We start from the raw sequence: 18,104 nt of genomic DNA on the forward strand, positions 1-18,104 counted from the left end.
GGGCCGAGCGGAAGTCGGTCGCCGAGGGCGGGTGGTCGTCAGGTGGGCGGGGTCAGTCGCCTTCGGTGACGAGGTCGTCGTTCACGAGGTCAGGTATGCCCCAGTCGTGCGCCACCGTCCCGGTGTCCGCGCCCGGCAGGGCCGGGCCGGTACGGACCGTGGTGGGGGTCGCGGAGAACCGGGGGGCGGGAGCGGGCTGCGTGATGCCGCCGTGGTCGGTGAAGGTGCCGCGGGCCGCCAGGTGCGGGTGGTGCGGGGCCTCGCCGAGGGAGAGGACGGGGGCCACGCAGGCGTCGGAGCCCTCGAAGAGGGCCGTCCACTCGTCCCGCGTGCGGGACTTGAAGCGGGCGGCGACGCGTTCGCGCAGCTCGCCCCAGCGGGTCCAGTCCTTGCGGGCCGGGACCAGTTCGTCGAGGCCGAGCAGGTGCAGGAACTCCTCGTAGAACTGCGTCTCCAGGGCGCCGACCGCCATGTGGCCGCCGTCGGCGGTCTCGTAGGTGCCGTAGTACGGGCAGCCGCCGTCCAGGAGGTTGGCGCCGCGCCGGTCCTGCCAGCCGCCGGCGGCGAGCATGCCGTGGATCATCGCGGACAGGTGCGCGGTGCCGTCGACGATGGCCGCGTCCACGACCTGGCCGGTGCCGGTCGCACGGGCGTGGTGCAGGGCGGCGAGGACGCCGACGACCAGGTAGAGGGAGCCGCCCGCGTAGTCGCCGAGCAGGTTGGCGGGGACGGCCGGGGGCTCGTCCGGGCGGCCGATCATGCCCAGGGTGCCGGTGAGGGCGATGTACGCCACGTCGTGGCCCGCGCGGTCGGCCAGCGGGCCGTCCTGTCCCCAGCCGGTCATGCGGCCGTAGACCAGGCGGGGGTTGCGGGCGTGGCAGTCCTCGGGGCCGACGCCGAGCCGTTCGGCCACGCCGGGGCGGTAGCCCTCGATGAGGATGTCGGCCCGGGCGGCGAGGTCCAGGACGCGCGCGGGGCCGTCCGGCGCCTTCAGGTCGACGACCACCGAGCGCTTGTTGCGGTTGGTCACGTCGTACGCGGGGTCGATCCCGAGGCCAGGACCGCCCGGGCGGTCGACCCGGACCACGTCGGCGCCCAGGTCGGCGAGGAGCATGGCGGCGAACGGACCCGGTCCGATGCCTGCCAGCTCCACCACGCGCACGCCTGCGAGCGGGCCGTGCCCCGATGTCGTCGGCGTCCCTGCCGTCGTCATGCCGTCCTGCCCCCAGCCTTGTGACACAACTGATGTAACACCAGTGATGCTAAGAACACGTTCCACCGGACACAAGACCTGAACGAGCAAGCGCTTAGACAAGTGCCCGGCCGGACCCGCCGAGGCCGTGTCGGAAGTCCGTACGCTTCACGCTAGCCTCAGCCACCGACAGCGGCGCGGCTGCACGACCAAGGGGTGTCATGAGCAGGCTGAAAAGGACGGACCGTCCCTACGACATCGTGCTCTTCGGGGCCACCGGCTTCGTCGGCACGCTCACCGCGGAATACCTCGCCGCGCATGCCCCCGAAGGCCTCCGCTGGGCGATCGCCGGCCGCGACGAGGGCCGGCTGGAGCGGCTGCGCGACCGACTGCCCGGCGGCTCCGACATCGGGGTGCTGCGCGCCGACGTGAGCGAACCGGCCACCCTGCGCGCACTCGCCGACCACGCGCGCGTGGTGGCCACGACCGTCGGGCCGTACGTCACCTACGGCGAGGAGCTCGTCGCCGCCTGCGCGGACACCGGGGCCGACTACCTCGACCTCACCGGCGAGCCCGAGTTCGTGGACCTGATGTACGTCCGGCACGACGCACGCGCGCGTGAGACCGGCGCCCGCCTCGTGCACGCCTGCGGTTTCGATTCCGTGCCGCACGACCTGGGCGTGTACTTCACGGTCCGGCAGCTGCCGGAAGGGGTGCCGCTGACCGTGGACGGGTTCGTGACCGCCGACGCGGCCTTCTCCGGCGGCACACTGTCCTCGGCGTTGAACCAGGTCGCGCGCGGGCGGCAGATGGTGGCCGCGGCCCGGGAACGCGGCCGGCACGAGCCGCGCCTGATGGGGCGCCGGGTGGCGGCACCGACGGGCGCGCCGCGGTTCGCCAGGGAGGTCGGCGCCTGGGCGGTGCCGCTGCCGACCATCGACCCGCAGATCGTGCGCCGCTCGGCGAAGGCCCTGGACCGGTACGGCCCCGACTTCCGCTACCGGCACTATGCGGCGGTCCGGCACCTGCCGGTCGCCGCCGGCGGCGTCGCCGCCGTGGGCGCGGTCGCGGCCGCCGCCCAGCTGGCGCCCGCCCGGCGCTGGTTGTCGGACCGGCTGCGGCCCGGGGACGGGCCGAGTCCGGAGAAGCGGGCGAAGAGCTGGTTCCGGGTGCGCTTCGTCGGCGTGGGCGGCGGTCGGCGCGTCTTCACCGAGGTCGCGGGCGGCGACCCGGGCTACGACGAGACGGCCAAGATGTTCGCCGAGTCGGCCCTGTGCCTGGCCTTCGACGAGCTGCCGCCGACCGCCGGTCAGGTCACCACTGCCGCCGCGATGGGTGACGCGCTGACCGAGCGGCTGCGCGCTGCGGGGATCACCTTCCGGGTGGCCGCCAGGCAGTAGCCCGCCGGCGCTACATCTGCCATCCCAGCAGGGTCCAGAACATCCCGCCGATCCAGGCGAGACCCGCCACCACGGCGAGGACCAGAGCGGCCGTCACGGCGCGCTCGACAGGCTGGGCGGGACGGGTCACGGTCTTGGCGGAACGGTGCGTCGTCATGGGCGTCAGCCTGCCGTCGGGCCGGTGCGGGCACATCCGTACGCGTACTCAGGCGACGTACTCACCCGGCCCCGGCCACCCCTTCTTCAGCATTTGAGACTTTCCGTGCCAGGAGTGCCCGGCGACCTGCGGCCACGCGCTCGAAGTCTCACCGGGTACTTCAATGAGACGCTGGAAGCCCAGGCCGAAGGAGGGGGAACGGAAGTGAAGTTCGTACTCGAAGTGACCGTGGACGAGGGCGCGTCGGCGGCGGACCGGGCCGGAGAGCTGGGGCGGATCCTGCGCTACTGGGGCGGGAACCTCCACCACTACGCCCTCGAACCCGGCGACGGCTCCGCCGTCCACGACTCGCGCTATCAGGAGGTGGGCGCCTGGCGCATCGACGCCTCCTGAAGCGCCCGCCGGCACAGCGCGTCGGCCCTGCGCGTGGTCTCCGGCAGGCGGAACTCCGGGGTCAGGGCCAGGGTGTGCGCCAGGGCGTTGTCGAGGCTCACGCGGTGGCCGACGGAGACGAACACCGGCTTGACGCCGTCCCGCGTGCGCAGGGCGCGGCCGACCTCGTCGGTGCCCGCGAGGAGCGGTGCGGAACTCCCCCGCGCGGAACCGGGTTCGTCGTACGTGAAGGTGAACGGGTTCTTGGCGACGCCGATGGTCGGCAGGCCGGTGAGCACGCCGAGGTGGCTGGCGAGGCCGAAGCGGCGCGGGTGGGCGAGGCCGTAGCCGTCGCAGACCACCAGGCCCGGCGCGCAGGGCAGCGCGTCCAGGGCGGCACGCACGGTCGGGATCTCACGGAAGGCGAGCAGGCCGGGAACGTACGGGAAGGAGATCCTGCCGACGGCCGTCGTCTCCGCGACGACGTCCAGGGTGGCCGCGTCCAGGACGACGGCCGCCGCGGCGACGAGGTCGCGGTCGTCGTCGTAGGCGACGTCCACGCCCGTGACGTGCCCCCTCCCGGGCGGCGGCCCCGGCTCGCCGAGCACCACCCGCCCGCGCAGCTCGTCCTGTACGGCGCGAGCCTCTTCCTCGGTCGCGGGCCAGCCCGCGGGTACGCCTACGGTCGTCATGATGGCCAAGACTGTACGGCCCGCCGACACCCGTCCGGGGTCCGGGGGTAGGCTCGCGATCATGTTCGTACTGGAGCTGTCCTACACCGCCCCGCTCGACGCCGTCGACGCCGTCATCCCGGCGCATGTGGCCTGGCTCGACGAGCAGTACGAGAAGGGCTTCTTCCTCGCCTCCGGACGCAAGAACCCCCGCGACGGGGGCGTGATCCTGGCCGTCGCGGAGAACCGCGCCCGCATCGAGGAGGTCGCCGCGGGCGACCCGTTCATCGCCGCCGGGGTGTGCGAGTACCGCATCACGGAATTCGTCGCCACGAAGACGGCCCCCGAACTGGCCCAGCACCGGCAGACGCTGGGCTGAGCCCGCGGGGGCTCAGCCCTTCCTGGCGTCCAGCGCGCGCTGCAGCTCCGCCTTGTTCATGTGCGAACGGCCCTCGACACCCCGCTGCCTGGCCTCGTTGTACAGCTGGTCGTAGGTGGGCCCTTGCGAGCCCTTGCCGGACCGCCGGCCGCCCCGCTCGCCGGACGACATGTCCTGGATGGAGGTGCGGCTGGCCGTCCTCGACTCGCCGGACCGGGCGCGTTCCTTGTTCACCGTCCGCGCGGCGATCTCCTCGGCGCGCTGTGTGCTCTCGCCCCGGTCCAGCGCGCTCTGCTTGATGTGTTCGTACTGACGTTCCCGCTTGGGGCTGGAACCGCGTGGCATGACCGCTCACTTCCTCTCGTGCGCGGTGACCGGGTACCCGCGATCAGGCCAACCGCATCAGCGCTCCAGCCGCGCCACGCGCCCCTTCTCCCCGGCGGCCCAGCAGCCGAGGTCGGGGGTGCAGGACACGGTGTCGTACGAGCCGGTGTCGATGGTCCGCCAGGTGCGGCCGCCGTCGGTGGTCAGGTCGGTGCCGGTGGGGCCGACGGCGAGGGCGGCCCGGCGGCTGTGCGGGAGCCAGGCGGCGCCGGAGCGGTAGGCGGGCGGCGGGGTCGCGGCGGGGCGCCAGGTACGGCCGCCGTCGTCGGTGACCGCGGCCGCCTGTGGCGAGGTCTGGTCGGGGCGGTAGTCGCCGCCGACCGCGAGTCCGTGGGTGCGGTCGCGGAAGGCGAGCGCGAAGACGCCCTTGGCCGGATCGCCCGCCGGAACCGGTGTGTCGGCGGCCGTCCAGGTCAGCCCGCGGTCGGCCGAGTGCAGCACGCGCGCGTGGGCGCCGCCGCCGGTCGCCAGCCAGACGTCCCGCGGCCCTGAGGTGACCAGGCACTGGCCGCTCGCGGCGAAGCCGGCCTCACCGTCCAGGGCGGCCGGCATGCCCTCGGCGGGCAGCACCCGCCAGGAACGGCCGCCGTCGCTGGTCGACAGGATGCGGAACCGGCCGTCCACGGGATCGCTCATGGCGAGGCCGTGACGGCGGTCGAAGAAGGCGAGGCAGTCGTAGAAGGCCTTCGGGTCGGTGTTACGGAAGGACTCCGTCCAGGTCGCACCGCCGTCGTCGGTGCGGTAGACGCGGGAGGCCTCTCCCTCACCGATGGCCAGCACCACCGCGCGCCGCGCGTCGAACGCCTCGACGTCCCGGAACTGCAGGTCGGCCGCGCCCGGCGGAGAGACGTTCCGCCAGCTCGCCCCGCCGTCGGTGGTGCGCAGCACGGTGCCTGCCGTACCGGCCAGCCAGGCGGTGTCACGGTCGACGGCGGCCAGGCCGCGGAAGCGCACCTGCGGGGTGCCGCTGTCCTTCGCCTCCCAGTGCACGGTTCCCCGGCCTCCCTGACCGAGCTGCCCCGCCTCGGCGGCCGGCACCGTCAGCGCGGCCAGCGCCGCTCCGCACGCCACCCCCGCCGCCACCAGCCGGCCCGTCCGTCCCCTGCGTCGCGTGCTCCCCAAGCGCCTCATGGCGGGCGAAGCTAGCCCACCGGCCAGCCGCCGTCCAGAGCGCCTCACGACCACACTCCCGTGCATGAATGCGGTGACCGAGGTCACTCGTTCCCGACGTGCACGCAATGGCCGATTCCATCGTCTCTTCCAGTACCAGGCCTCACCCGCCCGCAAGTACGTCCAGCCGTCACAAGGGAGCAAGGCGTTGTCCACCGTCATCGAGCAGCCCGTAGAGGCCCGCCTCGTCGCCGCCGCACCGCGCATGCCGAGCATTCCCGCCAAGCTGCGCTACGACCGGAGCGACCCGTTCGCCGTCCGCATGACCTTCCCCGCCCCGGCCACCCTGGAGGGTGTCGAGGTCTGCTGGACCTTCTCCCGCGAATTGCTCGCGGCCGGGCTGCACGGCCCGGAGGGCTTCGGTGACGTGCGCGTACGGCCGTACGGCTACGACCGCACGGTACTGGAGTTCCACGCCCCCGAGGGCACGGCGATCGTGCACGTGCGCTCCGGCGAGATACGGCGGTTCCTCCAGGCGACCGGCGACCTGGTGCCGGTCGGGCTGGAGCACCTGCAGCTGGACCTCGACCACGACCTGGCCGAGCTGATCCGGGACGCCTGCTGACCTGCGCGAAACGCGCTACGCGCGCGTGAGCAACGCGTTCAGCCCGCCGTAGTCGAACCCGTCGGCCAGCGCCCCGTACGTCCCCTCCCGCAGCAGCTCCCGCGCGGCGCGGCGGACCAGGGCGTGGGCGGCCTCGGCGAGACTCGAGCCGGCGCTGATCCGGGCAACGCCGAGCGAGGCCAGTTCGGCGACCGTCGGCGCGCCGGGGCCGACCAACACGTTGAGCGGCCCGTCGACGCCCGCGACGAGCTCCTCGACCGTCTCCGGTCCGACGGCCCCGGGGACGAAGATCCCGTCGGCGCCCGCGGCCAGGAAGGCGGCCGCGCGTTCCAGGGTGAGGTCGACTCCCCCGGCGCCCTGCAGGAAGGTGTCGATCCGCGCGTTGACGAACAGCGGCAGGCCCGCCGTGTCGGCCGCCGCACGAGCCGCGGCGATGCGTTCCGCCTGCTCGGCGACCGGCCGCAGCGGCTCACTGCCCGCCGCATGGCGGGCGTCCTCGATGTTGACGCCGACCGCGCCGGCGGCGATCACCGCACGGACGGTGTCGGCGACCCCGGCGGCGTCCTCGGCGTAACCGCCCTCGATGTCGGCGGTGACCGGGACCGGTACGGCGTCGACGATGCGGGCGACGGCCGCGAGTGCGCGGTCACGGTCGAGCCGGTCGCCGTCGGCGGTGCCCAGCGCCCAGGCGAGCCCCGCGCTGGTGGTCGCGACGGCGGCGGCGCCCGCCTCCACGACGACGGCCGCGCTGACCGGGTCCCAGGCGTTCGGCAGGACCAGAGGGCGGCCGGGCACGTGCAGTGCGCGGAAGGCGAGGGCGGAGTCGGCAAGCGGGTGCTGAAGCGTCATGCGGGGAAGTCAAACAGCCCCGGCGGGGTGGACGCTGGCAGAAATCCGACACCAGCGTGGGCCGGGCCAGGGGTAGGGAATTCGGCCACTCGGAAGCACGCGCATTAATCCGGTTGCGGCCTTTCCGGCGCCCTCCTACGGTGTACAGCGTTCCTGTTGCCGCCGATTGGAGAAGGACGTTGCTCGTCTGAGGTCCTGAGACACCGCGCTCACACCGGTGAGGTGTGCGTGGCGTTCGACCTCGGCGTACGAGCCGTCCTCAGGCACAGGCCTTCTCTCCGTGCCCCAGGTTCCTCGGTTTCCGCCTCGCGGTGTCTCGACATGCGTCCGCCCACACCGCATCAAGCAACCGCGAGGCCTGTATGTCTACTTCCCTCACCTGCACGTCCCTGTCCTTCGCCTGGCCCGACGGCAGCCCCGTCTTCGACGGCCTCGACGTCGCCTTCGGTCCCGGCAGGACCGGGCTGGTCGGCGTCAACGGATCAGGGAAGTCGACCCTGTTGAAGCTGCTGGCCGGTGAACTCTGTCCGGCCGACGGAACCGTCAAGGTGACCGGCGAGGTCGGCTGTCTGCCGCAGAACGTCACGCTCGACACCACGCTCCGCGTCGACGAGGCCCTCGGCATCGCCGGCCGGCGAGCCGCCCTGCACGCCATCGAGGCGGGCGACGTGTCCGAGGAACACTTCGAGACCGTCGGCGACGACTGGGACGTCGAGGAGCGTGCCCTGGTCACGCTCGGCGAACTCGGCCTCGGCCACATCGGCCTGGACCGCACCGTCGGCGAGGTGTCCGGCGGCGAGTCGGTGCTGCTGCGCCTGGCCGCACTGCTGCTGCGCCGCCCGGACGTCCTGCTCCTCGACGAACCCACCAACAATCTCGACCTGTACGCACGCCGTCGGCTGTACGCGGCGGTCGCCTCCTGGCCGGGCGTGCTGGTGGTCGTCAGTCACGACCGTGAGCTCCTGCAGCTGGTCGACCAGATCGCCGAGCTGCACTCCGGGGAGGTCACCTGGTACGGCGGCAACTTCTCGGCCTACGAGGAGGCCCTCGCCGCGGAACAGGAGGCGGCCGAGCGGATGGTGCGGGTGGCCGAGGCGGACGTGCGCAAGCAGAAGCGCGAACTCGCCGACGCGCAGGTCAAGCTGGCCCGCCGCAAGCGGTACGGGCAGAAGATGTACGAGCAGAAGCGCGAGCCGAAGATCGTCATGGGCGCGCGCAAGCGCGCCGCCCAGGAGTCCGCGGGCAAGCACCGCATCATGCACGAGGAGAGGCTCGCCGAGGCCAGGGAGCGGCTGGACGACGCGGTGGAGGCCGTACGGGACGACGACGAGATCCGCGTCGACCTGCCGTACACGGCCGTACCGCCCGGCCGGCAGGTGCTCACCCTGGAGAACCTGGAACTGGCCTACGGGGGGCGTGTCAAGGGGATCCTCGATCTGCGCGGCCCGGAGCGGATCGCCCTCGTCGGCCGCAACGGTGCGGGCAAGACGACACTGCTGCGGACCGTCGCCGGGGAGCTGGCGGCGGAGGCCGGCGAGGCGCGGGCGCACGTCCCGCTGCGGTTCCTGCCGCAGCGGCTGGACGTGCTGGACGACATGCGGACGGTCGCCGAGAACGTGGCCCGGTTCGCGCCGGGCGCCACGAACAACCGGATCCGGGCGCGCCTGGCCCGCTTCCTGTTCCGGGGCGCACGGGCCGACCAGAAGGCCGGGACGCTGTCCGGCGGCGAGCGCTTCCGGGCGGCCCTGGCCGCGCTGATGCTCGCCGAGCCCGCACCCCAGCTGCTCCTGCTGGACGAACCCACCAACAACCTCGACATGGCGAGCGTCCGGCAGCTGACCACGGCCCTGGAGTCGTACGAGGGTGCCCTGCTCGTCGCCAGCCACGACCTGCCGTTCCTGGAGTCGATCGGCATCACCCGGTGGCTGCTGATGGAGGACGGAGAATTGAAGGAGACGACACCCGGGACGCTCGGCGATCCGGCCTAGCCGGACCGGCAGGGGTCTCAGGTGGGGCACAGCCTGACAACGAGGGGTTTTGTCCGGGCCGCCGTGCCCTGCATGATGGCGGACCGGCGCCGTATCACGGGCGCCGGAGCCGCACCGCCGATAACGAAAGGTCCCTCGTGCCCAGCAAGAAGGCCCTCGTCCGCCGCCCCAGCCCGCGCCTCGTCGAAGGCCTGGTGACGCACATCGAGCGGGAGAAGGTCGACGTGGACCTCGCCGTCGAGCAGTGGGAGGCGTACGTCGAGGCGCTGGGCGAGCACGGCTGGAAGACGATCGAGGTCGATCCGGCCGACGACTGCCCGGACTCGGTGTTCGTCGAGGACACCGTCGTCATGTACAAGAACGTGGCGTTGATCACCCGGCCCGGCGCCGAGTCCCGGCGCGCGGAGACCGCGGGCGTCGAGGAGGCCGTGGCCCGGCTCGGCTGCTCGGTGAACTGGATATGGGAGCCGGGCACTCTGGACGGCGGCGACGTCCTGAAGGTCGGTGACACGGTCTACGTCGGCCGGGGCGGGCGTACCAACGCGGCCGGCGTGCAGCAGTTGCGCGCCGCCTTCGAACCGCTGGGCGCGCGCGTGGTCGCCGTACCGGTGAGCAAGGTGCTGCACCTCAAGTCGGCGGTCACCGCGCTGCCGGACGGGACGGTCATCGGGCACATCCCGATGGTGGACCGGCCGTCGCTGTTCCCGGGCTTCCTGTCGGTGCCGGAGGAGTCCGGCGCGCACGTGGTGCTGCTCGGCGGCCACAAGCTGCTCATGGCGGCGAGCGCCCCGAAGACGGCGGAACTGCTCACCGATCTCGGCCACGAGGTGGTCACGGTGGACATCAGCGAGTTCGAGAAGCTCGAGGGCTGTGTGACGTGCCTCTCGGTGCGTATGCGGGAGCTGTACGCCTGATCGGGTGATCCGTCACTCCGGCAGCCCCGGGACCTGCGGGTCCCGGGGCCGTTTGGCATGCCCTCGAAAAGCCGGGCCGTGGGCGCTGATCAGCGATCTTTACAACGAACTTAACCTACGGCTTCGTAACCTACGGATTCGTAGCCTACGATCTCGTAGGTTTCCGGCTCCGCTCGCCGGACCGTCCCCCGTCTCTCCCCCTTCGTACGGCGTCCCCCAGGAGTTCCTGTGACGATCACCTCCCCTCACCTCGGCAGCCCGTCCGTGTGGACCGACGCGCGGCTGCTGTACGCGCTGGAGGAAGTGGTCGAGAAGGAGCTGAACCGGCATCTGCAGGTCGCCAAGGACTGGATGCCGCACGAGTACGTGCCCTGGACCGACGGCCGTAACTTCCCCGGCCTGTTCGAGGACGGCGAGGCCTGGGACAAGGAACACTCCAAGGTGACGGAGATCGGCCGCATCGCCCTCGTCGTCAACCTCCTGACCGAGGACAACCTGCCCAGCTACCACCACGAGATCGCCTCGCTCTTCGGCCGCGACGGCGCCTGGGGCACCTGGGTGCACCGCTGGACGGCCGAGGAGGGCCGGCACGGCATCGTGATGCGTGACTACCTGCTCACCTCGCGCGCGGTGGACCCGGACAAGCTGGAGCAGTTCCGCATGTCGCACATGAGCGAGGGCTTCGAGTCCGACAACCGGCACTCGATGCTGCACTCGATCGCCTACGTCGCCTTCCAGGAGCTGGCGACCCGCATCTCGCACCGCAACACCGGCCACCAGTCCGGCGACCCGGTCTGCGACCGCATGCTGGCGCGCATCGCGACCGACGAGAACCTGCACATGGTCTTCTACCGCAACCTGCTGAAGGCCGCCTTCGAACTCGCTCCCGACCTGACCATGCAGGCGGTCCGGGACGTCGTGGTCAACTTCCGCATGCCCGGCCACGGCATCCCCGGCTTCGAGCGGGCCGCCGCGCAGATGGCGATCGGCGAGGTCTACAACCTGCGCATCCACCACGACGACGTCCTCCAGCCCGTGCTGCGCTTCCTGAAGATCATGGAGATCGACGGCCTCGGCCCGGAGGGCGCCCAGGCGCAGGAGGAACTCGGCCTCTTCATGGGCGGCCTGGACACGGAGGCCACCAAGTTCGACGAGAAGCTGGCGGCCCGCAAGGCGCGGATGGCGGCGCGGGCCGCGGGCTGAGCGGCGCTCGGGCCGTCGCCCGAGATGGATGTAGGCGGGACGTGCGGCGCGGTCGGTGCGACGTGCGTCCCGTTCAGTTCGACGTGCGGCGCAGGGCGAGGCGCTCCTTCTCGGAGAGGCCGCCCCAGACGCCGAAACGCTCGTCGTTGGTGAGCGCGTAGTCGAGACAGGCGGAGCGCATCTCGCACATGGCGCAGATGCGCTTCGCCTCGCGCACCGAGCTGCCGGGCTCGGGGAAGAAGAAGTCCGCCCCGGTCTGCGCGCACAGAGCCTGTGCCTGCCAGGCGGTGTCGGCCGGGGTGATCGTGTCGATGTGCATGTCCAGGATCCTGCCGGGCGGCGAAAAACGTTCGATCAACGCCGGGTCAACGGCGCGGCCGCGCCCCGGGCCGCCCGTTGATGCTCCGCCGGAGCCCTGGGCCGCCCCGATGATGCTCCGCGCGCAGACGCCCGCGCACGGCGGCGCGCGGAAGCAGTGTGAAAACCCGGAGAACCGGGCGCGGCCCCCAGGGTGACCGGGGGCATCGGTCCGGCGCGCGGCGGCGCTCCGGCAGCGGTTGTCAGTGGGCGGTGCCAGACTCGGCAGTGCAGAGGACGGGACCCGATTCCGGACGCCCCCTTCAAGGGTTTCCGGACCCCCTTTCAAGGAGGGCGAAGATGCTCACCACCCGTTTCGTCGACGGCGCTCCGAACTGGATCGACGTCGGCACCCCCGACCTCGACGGCGCCCTCGCCTTCTACGGCGGGCTGTTCGGCTGGCAGTTCCAGTCGGCGGGGCCGGACGCCGGCGGCTACGGCTTCTTCCAGCTGGGCGGCAGGACCGTCGCCGGCGGCATGCAGACCGGACCCGAGCAGGGGCCTCCGGCCTGGACGGTGTACTTCCAGAGCGAGGACGCGCAGGCCACGGCCAAGGCGGCCGAACAGGCGCACGGCAGCGTGCTGTTCCAGCCCCTGGACGTGATGGGCCAGGGACACATGGCGGTCCTCGCCGACCAGGCGGGCGTGCCGTTCGGGATCTGGCAGCCCGGGCAGACCAAGGGCGTGGACGCGGCGAACGAACCGGGCGCGCTGTGCTGGGTCGAGCTGTACACCCCGGACATCGCGGCGGCCGCCGCGTTCTACCAGCGGGTCCTGGGCCTGGAGACCTCGGCCGTGCCGTTCCCGGGCGGCACGTACACCTGTGTGAACCCGGGCGGTGCCGGTGAGGACGCGATGTTCGGCGGGATGGTCCCGCTGGCCGACGACCCGACGGAGACCGAGGCGGGCGCGTACTGGCTGCCGTACTTCGAGGTCGAGGACACCGACGCCGTGGTCGAGAAGGCGCAGCAGCTGGGCGGCACGGTGCGTATGCCGGCGACGACCATGGAGGGTGTCGGCCGGATGGCCAAGCTCGCCGACCCGTACGGCGTCCGCTTCGCGGTGATCAAGAGCGAGCCGCCGCAGGGCTGAGGCGCCGGCGGGCACCCTGCGCCCAGGCGGACGCGGAGTGCCTAGGCGGACGCGCGTCGTATCAGGGTCGTCGGCAGGACGACACTGGGGACGGCCGCGTCCGCCGGGGTCGCGTCGCGCGTGCGGCCGGCCAGGCCGCGCAGCAGGAGACGGGCCATCAGCCGGCCCATCTCCTCGATGTCCTGACGGACCGTCGTGAGCGGCGGATCGGCCTCTTCGGCGATGGGCAGCACATCGTCGAAGCCGATCACGGCCACGTCGTCCGGCACGCGCCGGCCCCGCTCGCGCAGCACGCGCAGGGCGCCGAGCGCGGTGAGGTCGTTGGCGGCGAACACGGCGTCCACGTCCGGGCAGCGGTCGAGCAGTTCCCGCATGGCGCGCTCGCCACCGCCGGGGGTGAAGTCGCTCTCCACGACGAGCCGGGGGTCGGCGTCGCCCACCACGTCCCGGTAGCCGTCGAGCCGGTCCACCGCCGAGGTCTGGTCCAGCGCGCCGGTGATGTGCGCTATCCGGCTGCGGCCGAGGTCCACGAGGTGGCGTACGGCCTCGCGGGCGCCGCCCCGGTTGTCGCTGTCGACGTACACCGGACCGGGAGTGCCGTCGCTCCAGTCGGGGCGCCCGCCGAACACGGTGGGCACGCCCGCGTTGCGGATCAGGCCGGGCAGCGGGTCGTCGAGGTGGAGGGAGAAGACGAGCGCGCCGTCGACATGCCCTCCGGCGAGATAGCGGGCCACACGGGCGTGGTCGGCTCGGCCCTCGGTCAGCAGCAGCACGAGCTGGTTGTCGTGGGCCGTCAGCTCCTTGCTGATGCCGCGCAGTTGCAGCGCGAAGAAGGGGTCGGCGAAGACCCGGGCCTCGGGTTCGGCGATGACGACGGCGACGGCGTCGTGCCGTTTGGTGACCAGGCTGCGTGCGGCCTGGTTGGGCACGTACCCGAGTTCCTCGACCGCCTGCCGGACCCGTTCGACCAGGGGCTCCCTGACCCCGTCGCCGCCGTTGACGACCCGTGACACGGTGGCCCGGGACACCCCGGCCCGCGCGGCCACGGCCTCCAGCGTGGGACGCGACACTGCCTCGGTCACTTCGGGACTCCTCATCGGCGGCTGACGATCAGGATAACCGCGGTGCGCCGGGGCCGTCGGGGCGGGAAAAGGGGTTGCTCTCCAGCATCTCGCCAGGTGAAGATCACCGGATGAAGACGAGAAAGGCTCATGCCGGCTGAGCGCCCCGAGACGCGGCTCGTGCCCTACGCACGACTGCCGCGCAAGTACCGCGACCGGCACATCGTCCACAGCTCGGTCGACGCGTTCGGCCGGGGACACTGGCTGCTCACCGAGCACCCGCCCAAGGATCTGGGCTCCGATCCGTACGACGCGCTGGTGGTGACCGTCGAGGACCGCGTGTGCCACGAGACGTACCTGCATGCGGTGTTGCCCTGGTGCCCCCACATCGAGGCCCTGCCCGACGGCGGGTTCGTGCTGGCGACACCCCGGGCGGACAAGGACGACGGGCAGCAGGTCCAGGTCTTCGACGCGCTGGGCCGGGCGACCGGCACGTTCCGCGTGGGGGACGGCTTCCAACACCTCCTGGCCGACCGGGCGGGAGACCTCTGGGTCGGCTACTTCGACGAGGGTGTCTACGGCGACGACGCGTTGAGCGCGCCCGGCCTGCGCCGCTGGAGCATCACGGGCGAACCCCTCTGGTCCTACAGCCCGGTGCCCGACGCGGGGTGGATCGACGACTGTTACACCTTGAACGTGACCGGGCGCACCGCCTGGATGTGCCCGTACTCCCGCTTCCCGCTCATCGAGGTGGACGATGCCCAGGTCGTGCGGGTACGACAGAACCCGGTGCGGGGTGCGAGCGGGCTCGCCGTGCTGGGCGAACGGGCCGTGTTCTTCAGCGGATACGGCGACGACCGCAACCGGCTCGTCGACTGCCGTCTGACGGAGACCTCCGTGGAACCGGTGGCCGAGAGCCGCCTGGTCCGCCCCGACGGCGGCCGGCTCGGTCGGCCCCGGATCGTCTCCCGTGGCTCCCGGATCCATGTACAGGTCAAACCGTTCACCGAATGGTTCGTGTTCGACCTCGCGTGAGGGTTGTCCACAGGCCGAACGCGTTGTCAGTGGCGTGCGGCATCCTGTGATCAGTGGCGGAACACGCGCCATCAACCACGGGGAGGGCTGGGATGTTCAGGGGGATCGACGACGTCGACTGGGCGTCGATGGGGCATGCGTACACGGAATCGGCGACCGATGTGCCGGAGTTGCTGTGGGGGTTGGCGTCGGACGACCCGGAGCGCCGGGAGATCGCGCTGGACGGAATGTACGGCGCGGTGCACCACCAGGGGGATGTGTACGACAGCACGGTCGCCTGCGTCCCGTTCCTGTTCGAGCTGGTCGCGAACCCGTCGATCGCCGACCGGGGTGCGGTGATCGGCCTGCTGTGCAGCATCGCCCACGTCTCGGACGAGGACGAGGACGAGTGGGACGAGGAGGAGGCCGAGGCCTTCGACGAGTTCGACGAGGACGAACACGAGGAATGGCTGCGGCACTTCTTCGTGGCGCGTGACCTGGTCCGCGAGCGGGCCGGGGACTTCCTCGGGCTGCTCGGCGATCCGGATCCCGGGGTGCGGGCCGCCGTGCCGGGTGCGCTGGCGCGGCTGCACCCGGACCCGGTGCGGGTGTTTCACGCCCTGCGCGAGCGGGTGCCCGCGGAGACCGACCCGGAGGCCGCCCGGTCCCTGGCGCGTGCCCTGGGCACGCTGGCCGGACGGCACCCCGCCGAGCTGGGCGCCGAAGCGGTCCGGATGCTGAAGGATCTCGTCTCCGGCACCCCCGACCCCCAGCTGCGCATGACGGCGCTGGCCCGGCTGGCGCGCAGTGCGCCCGACGAACTACCGCCGGACACCGTGCAGATCGCGCTGGACGTGATGCGGCTGGCCCGGGAGGCGGACGAGCTGGGCCCACCGCCCGCCGCGCCCGAGCGGCCGCGCACGGACACCCTGATCTCCCATGTGCGCGAGCTGCACGCGGAGCACCGCCGCAGCCTGGACCTGGACGACGCGGCGGACCTGCTCGAAGAGCTGCACACGGAGCTACGCGATCGGGTCGACCTGCGCTTCCCGCTCCTCGTCGGCCAGTTGGGCAGCCCCAGTCCGCGCCAGCGCAGGCACGCCGTCGGCATGGCGGGACGGCTGCTGACCGGGTGGCGGGCTCCCGACGACGAACCGGTGCTGGCACTGGCCCGGCTGCTGGCCGACGACGATCTGCGGCTGCAGAAGGAGGTGCTGTCGGAACTGCGGCATCTCGCACCGGTGGCACACCGCGTGTCGGAGGGGGTGGCGGCGTACGTCGAGAGCTGGGAGGGCCGCCCGCTGGAGACCGACACGGTCTTCCGGGACATGGCCCTCGGCATGGCGTTCGAGGTACTGGCGCTGCAGGGCGACGGCCGGATCGTGCCGGCGCTCACCCATGTGCTCGAAGTGGTCGAGCTGCCCGAGAAGCTGTCCCGGTGGCTGGAGGCGCTCGGCCCCGAGGCGGCGGCTCCGCTCGGCCCCGTGCTCCACGACCGGCTGGCCCGACTGGACCACCGCGCACCGTCCGCGGAGCTGGACGGCCTCGTCGAGGCCCTGGGCACACTTCGGCACGCCGAGTCGGTGCCCCTGCTGACCCGCGTCCTGGCCGATGCCGAGCACTTCCGGACGACACGGGAGGTCCTGGAGGCCCTCTGCGCCTACGGCCCCCAGGCGGCCGAAGCAGCTCCGCTGGTACGGCGTCTGTGGGAGGACGACACCCTCGCGGACGAGCACCGCATCCATGTGGCACACGCCCTGTGGGCCCTGACCGGCGAAGCGGAGGCGGTGCTCGCCGTCGTCCGCGAGGGTCTGCGGTCGCGGTCGTGGAGCCCGTGGTACGCGGCCCTGCAGCTGACCGCATCCCTGGGCCGGTCCGGTGCCGCCCTCGCACCCACGTTGCGCGAGATGATCGCGGACGGCCACACGCCTGCCCGGGCGGCCGTCGGTCTGTGGCAGGTCACCGGGGAGACGGACGAGGCGCTCCCCGTGCTCCTGACCGAGTGGTCGGCCACGCCGGCCCAACGCCCCGCCATGGCCGGCTGCCTGGCGGGCATGGGCCCTGCGGCCGCACCGGCGCTGCCGCTGATACGCGCGGAGCTGGCCTCGCCCCGCCGTCACAACAACGACGACTCCACCGGCAACATGCGCTACGACGTTCCCACCGACGTGGCCCTGCAGCAGGACTGCCGGCGCGTGCTGGCCGAGTTCGGCCAGCGGATGGAAACCCCGGTGCGCTAGCGCCGGGTCGGGTCAGGAGTCCTGCTCGCGGCGGGCCCGGCTCGGCTGCACCCGCTTGGGCTCGCCCGGCATCTTCGGGTACTCCGGCGGGTACGGCAGGTCGCCCAGGCCGTGATCGTGTTCGTCGCGGCGGGCCAGTTCGAGGAGGGCGTCGAGGGAGTAGGCGTGGTCGTCCATGTCGGCGTGCACGTCGCCGAGTTCGGCGAAGCGGGCCGACATGGTGGCGAGGTCGAAGTCGCGGGGGTGGGCCACGCCGACCTCGTCCCAGCGCAGGGGCGCGGAGACGGGGGCGTTCGGGCGGGGTCGGACGGAGTAGGCGGAGGCGATGGTGCGGTCGCGGGCGGTCTGGTTGTAGTCGAGGAAGATGCGTTCGCCGCGCTCCTCCTTCCACCACTTGATCGTGACCTGGTCGGGCATCCGGCGCTCCAGCTCCCGGCCCACCGCGATCGCGGCGCGCCGCACCTGGGTGAAGGTCCAGCGGGGTTCGACGGGCACGAAGACGTGCAGGCCGCGGCCGCCCGAGGTCTTGGGCCAGCCGCGCAGTCCGCCGAACTCGTCGAGGACGGCACGCAGTTCGTGGGCGGCACGGACGGCGTCGTCGTAGTCGGTGCCGGGCTGCGGGTCGAGGTCGATGCGGAGTTCGTCGGGATGGTCGACGTGGGTGCGGCGCACCGGCCAGGGGTGGAAGGTGAGCGTGCCGTACTGGGCGGCCCACACCACGGCGGCCTCCTCGGTCGGGCACATCTCGTCGGCGCTGCGGCCGCTGGGGAAGGTGATGTGGGCGGTGGGGATCCAGTCGGGCATGCCCTTGGGTGCGCGCTTCTGGTAGAACCACTCGCCGTCGACGCCGTCCGGGTAGCGCTGGAGGGTGGTGGGGCGGTCGCGCAGGGCGCGCAGGATGCCGGGGCCGACGGCCGCGTAGTACTGGGCGACGTCCAGCTTGGTGAATCCGCGCTCCGGGAAGAAGACCTTGTCGGGGCTGGACAGCCGTACGGTCCGGCCGGCCACGTCCAGTTCCACCGCTTCGCCCATGCGGCCACGGTAGGCGTACCCGGCACACCCCGCATACCGGGCGGCAGCTGACGTATGCGAGCAG

General features: G+C 72.4%; 19 protein-coding genes. 10 read left to right on the forward strand and 9 right to left on the reverse strand.

Annotated features, from left to right (window positions below):
- Positions 1–52: 52 nt before the first annotated feature.
- On the reverse strand, positions 53–1,213 hold the full coding sequence (locus tag ACIRVH_RS29090; protein ID WP_403958978.1) for a CaiB/BaiF CoA transferase family protein: 1,161 nt from the start codon (positions 1,211–1,213) through the stop codon (positions 53–55).
- 200 nt (positions 1,214–1,413) lie between these two features.
- Between ACIRVH_RS29090 and ACIRVH_RS29095 the strand changes: the two genes are divergently transcribed.
- Positions 1,414–2,592, forward strand: a complete 1,179-nt coding sequence (locus ACIRVH_RS29095; protein WP_403958981.1) for a saccharopine dehydrogenase family protein — start codon at positions 1,414–1,416, stop codon at positions 2,590–2,592.
- Positions 2,593–2,602: 10 nt separating this feature from the next.
- On the opposite strand, the gene mmpA is transcribed toward ACIRVH_RS29095, so the two are convergent.
- Positions 2,603–2,749 carry a morphogenic membrane protein MmpA gene (gene mmpA / locus ACIRVH_RS29100; RefSeq protein ID WP_403958984.1) on the reverse strand — a complete coding sequence of 49 codons (147 nt, stop codon included), beginning with the start codon at positions 2,747–2,749 and terminating at the stop codon, positions 2,603–2,605.
- 204 nt (positions 2,750–2,953) lie between these two features.
- On the opposite strand from mmpA, the gene ACIRVH_RS29105 reads away from it, so the two are divergent.
- Positions 2,954–3,142: a hypothetical protein gene (locus ACIRVH_RS29105; RefSeq protein WP_393470180.1), complete on the forward strand. Its 189-nt coding sequence runs from the start codon at positions 2,954–2,956 to the stop codon at positions 3,140–3,142.
- Here ACIRVH_RS29105 and ACIRVH_RS29110 read toward each other — a convergent pair.
- A complete protein-coding gene (locus ACIRVH_RS29110; RefSeq protein ID WP_403958987.1) occupies positions 3,106–3,813 on the reverse strand; it encodes an endonuclease V in 708 nt (235 codons plus the stop codon). The genes ACIRVH_RS29105 and ACIRVH_RS29110 overlap by 37 nt on opposite strands.
- Before the next feature lie 61 nt (positions 3,814–3,874).
- Here ACIRVH_RS29110 and ACIRVH_RS29115 point away from each other — a divergent pair, with 61 nt between their 5' ends.
- Positions 3,875–4,171 (forward strand): YciI family protein, encoded by a 297-nt coding sequence (locus ACIRVH_RS29115; protein WP_403958990.1) that lies wholly within the window; start codon positions 3,875–3,877, stop codon positions 4,169–4,171.
- A 12-nt stretch (positions 4,172–4,183) separates the two neighbouring features.
- Here ACIRVH_RS29115 and ACIRVH_RS29120 read toward each other — a convergent pair whose 3' ends face one another.
- Positions 4,184–4,516 (reverse strand): plasmid stabilization protein, encoded by a 333-nt coding sequence (locus ACIRVH_RS29120; protein ID WP_403958993.1) that lies wholly within the window; start codon positions 4,514–4,516, stop codon positions 4,184–4,186.
- 57 nt (positions 4,517–4,573) lie between these two features.
- A complete protein-coding gene (locus ACIRVH_RS29125; protein WP_403958995.1) occupies positions 4,574–5,686 on the reverse strand; it encodes a WD40/YVTN/BNR-like repeat-containing protein in 1,113 nt (370 codons plus the stop codon).
- 187 nt (positions 5,687–5,873) lie between these two features.
- Between ACIRVH_RS29125 and ACIRVH_RS29130 the strand changes: the two genes are divergently transcribed.
- Positions 5,874–6,290 (forward strand): SsgA family sporulation/cell division regulator, encoded by a 417-nt coding sequence (locus ACIRVH_RS29130; protein WP_403958997.1) that lies wholly within the window; start codon positions 5,874–5,876, stop codon positions 6,288–6,290.
- A 15-nt stretch (positions 6,291–6,305) separates the two neighbouring features.
- On the opposite strand, the gene ACIRVH_RS29135 is transcribed toward ACIRVH_RS29130, so the two are convergent.
- Positions 6,306–7,139, reverse strand: a complete 834-nt coding sequence (locus ACIRVH_RS29135) for an isocitrate lyase/phosphoenolpyruvate mutase family protein (protein WP_403958999.1) — start codon at positions 7,137–7,139, stop codon at positions 6,306–6,308.
- A gap of 362 nt (positions 7,140–7,501) precedes the next feature.
- Here ACIRVH_RS29135 and ACIRVH_RS29140 point away from each other — a divergent pair, with 362 nt between their 5' ends.
- From ACIRVH_RS29140 to ACIRVH_RS29150, 3 genes are all read left to right on the forward strand, one after another.
- Entirely contained in the window at positions 7,502–9,127 is a 1,626-nt protein-coding gene (locus ACIRVH_RS29140; RefSeq protein WP_403959002.1) for an ABC-F family ATP-binding cassette domain-containing protein, read from the forward strand.
- Positions 9,128–9,264: 137 nt separating this feature from the next.
- Positions 9,265–10,041 (forward strand): dimethylargininase, encoded by a 777-nt coding sequence (gene ddaH, locus ACIRVH_RS29145; RefSeq protein ID WP_403959004.1) that lies wholly within the window; start codon positions 9,265–9,267, stop codon positions 10,039–10,041.
- Positions 10,042–10,269: 228 nt separating this feature from the next.
- Positions 10,270–11,244: an acyl-ACP desaturase gene (locus tag ACIRVH_RS29150; RefSeq protein WP_403959006.1), complete on the forward strand. Its 975-nt coding sequence runs from the start codon at positions 10,270–10,272 to the stop codon at positions 11,242–11,244.
- Positions 11,245–11,317: 73 nt separating this feature from the next.
- Here ACIRVH_RS29150 and ACIRVH_RS29155 read toward each other — a convergent pair whose 3' ends face one another.
- The gene (locus ACIRVH_RS29155; RefSeq protein ID WP_403959009.1) at positions 11,318–11,563 is read right to left on the reverse strand and encodes a WhiB family transcriptional regulator; all 246 of its coding nucleotides are present in this window, start codon (positions 11,561–11,563) and stop codon (positions 11,318–11,320) included.
- A 338-nt stretch (positions 11,564–11,901) separates the two neighbouring features.
- Between ACIRVH_RS29155 and ACIRVH_RS29160 the strand changes: the two genes are divergently transcribed.
- Positions 11,902–12,693, forward strand: a complete 792-nt coding sequence (locus ACIRVH_RS29160) for a VOC family protein (RefSeq protein ID WP_403959012.1) — start codon at positions 11,902–11,904, stop codon at positions 12,691–12,693.
- 41 nt (positions 12,694–12,734) lie between these two features.
- Here the strand turns inward: ACIRVH_RS29160 and ACIRVH_RS29165 are convergent, their stop codons facing one another.
- Positions 12,735–13,775, reverse strand: coding sequence for a LacI family DNA-binding transcriptional regulator (locus ACIRVH_RS29165; RefSeq protein WP_403959014.1), 1,041 nt, complete (start codon positions 13,773–13,775; stop codon positions 12,735–12,737).
- 129 nt (positions 13,776–13,904) lie between these two features.
- Between ACIRVH_RS29165 and ACIRVH_RS29170 the strand changes: the two genes are divergently transcribed.
- Positions 13,905–14,789 (forward strand): hypothetical protein, encoded by an 885-nt coding sequence (locus tag ACIRVH_RS29170; RefSeq protein ID WP_403959017.1) that lies wholly within the window; start codon positions 13,905–13,907, stop codon positions 14,787–14,789.
- Positions 14,790–14,881: 92 nt separating this feature from the next.
- Positions 14,882–17,008 (forward strand): HEAT repeat domain-containing protein, encoded by a 2,127-nt coding sequence (locus tag ACIRVH_RS29175; protein ID WP_403959019.1) that lies wholly within the window; start codon positions 14,882–14,884, stop codon positions 17,006–17,008.
- A 12-nt stretch (positions 17,009–17,020) separates the two neighbouring features.
- Here ACIRVH_RS29175 and ligD read toward each other — a convergent pair whose 3' ends face one another.
- Positions 17,021–18,040: a non-homologous end-joining DNA ligase gene (ligD, locus tag ACIRVH_RS29180; RefSeq protein ID WP_403959022.1), complete on the reverse strand. Its 1,020-nt coding sequence runs from the start codon at positions 18,038–18,040 to the stop codon at positions 17,021–17,023.
- Between the last annotated feature and the right edge of the window lie 64 nt (positions 18,041–18,104).

Source organism: Streptomyces sp. NPDC101165 (assembly GCF_044768135.1).
Taxonomy (GTDB): Bacteria; Actinomycetota; Actinomycetes; order Streptomycetales; family Streptomycetaceae; genus Streptomyces.

What these genes read in the sequence shown, in the direction of transcription:
- ACIRVH_RS29140 (WP_403959002.1), top strand. Translation starts at nt 7,502, where the DNA reads ATGTCTACTTCCCTCACCTGCACGTCCCTGTCCTTCGCCTGGCCCGAC.
- ACIRVH_RS29120 (WP_403958993.1), bottom strand. Translation starts at nt 4,516, where the DNA reads ATGCCACGCGGTTCCAGCCCCAAGCGGGAACGTCAGTACGAACACATC.
- ACIRVH_RS29115 (WP_403958990.1), top strand. Translation starts at nt 3,875, where the DNA reads ATGTTCGTACTGGAGCTGTCCTACACCGCCCCGCTCGACGCCGTCGAC.
- ACIRVH_RS29095 (WP_403958981.1), top strand. Translation starts at nt 1,414, where the DNA reads ATGAGCAGGCTGAAAAGGACGGACCGTCCCTACGACATCGTGCTCTTC.
- ACIRVH_RS29110 (WP_403958987.1), bottom strand. Translation starts at nt 3,813, where the DNA reads ATGACGACCGTAGGCGTACCCGCGGGCTGGCCCGCGACCGAGGAAGAG.
- ACIRVH_RS29090 (WP_403958978.1), bottom strand. Translation starts at nt 1,213, where the DNA reads ATGACGACGGCAGGGACGCCGACGACATCGGGGCACGGCCCGCTCGCA.
- ACIRVH_RS29135 (WP_403958999.1), bottom strand. Translation starts at nt 7,139, where the DNA reads ATGACGCTTCAGCACCCGCTTGCCGACTCCGCCCTCGCCTTCCGCGCA.
- ligD (WP_403959022.1), bottom strand. Translation starts at nt 18,040, where the DNA reads ATGGGCGAAGCGGTGGAACTGGACGTGGCCGGCCGGACCGTACGGCTG.
- ACIRVH_RS29125 (WP_403958995.1), bottom strand. Translation starts at nt 5,686, where the DNA reads ATGAGGCGCTTGGGGAGCACGCGACGCAGGGGACGGACGGGCCGGCTG.
- mmpA (WP_403958984.1), bottom strand. Translation starts at nt 2,749, where the DNA reads ATGACGACGCACCGTTCCGCCAAGACCGTGACCCGTCCCGCCCAGCCT.
- ACIRVH_RS29175 (WP_403959019.1), top strand. Translation starts at nt 14,882, where the DNA reads ATGTTCAGGGGGATCGACGACGTCGACTGGGCGTCGATGGGGCATGCG.
- ACIRVH_RS29170 (WP_403959017.1), top strand. Translation starts at nt 13,905, where the DNA reads ATGCCGGCTGAGCGCCCCGAGACGCGGCTCGTGCCCTACGCACGACTG.
- ACIRVH_RS29155 (WP_403959009.1), bottom strand. Translation starts at nt 11,563, where the DNA reads ATGCACATCGACACGATCACCCCGGCCGACACCGCCTGGCAGGCACAG.
- ACIRVH_RS29160 (WP_403959012.1), top strand. Translation starts at nt 11,902, where the DNA reads ATGCTCACCACCCGTTTCGTCGACGGCGCTCCGAACTGGATCGACGTC.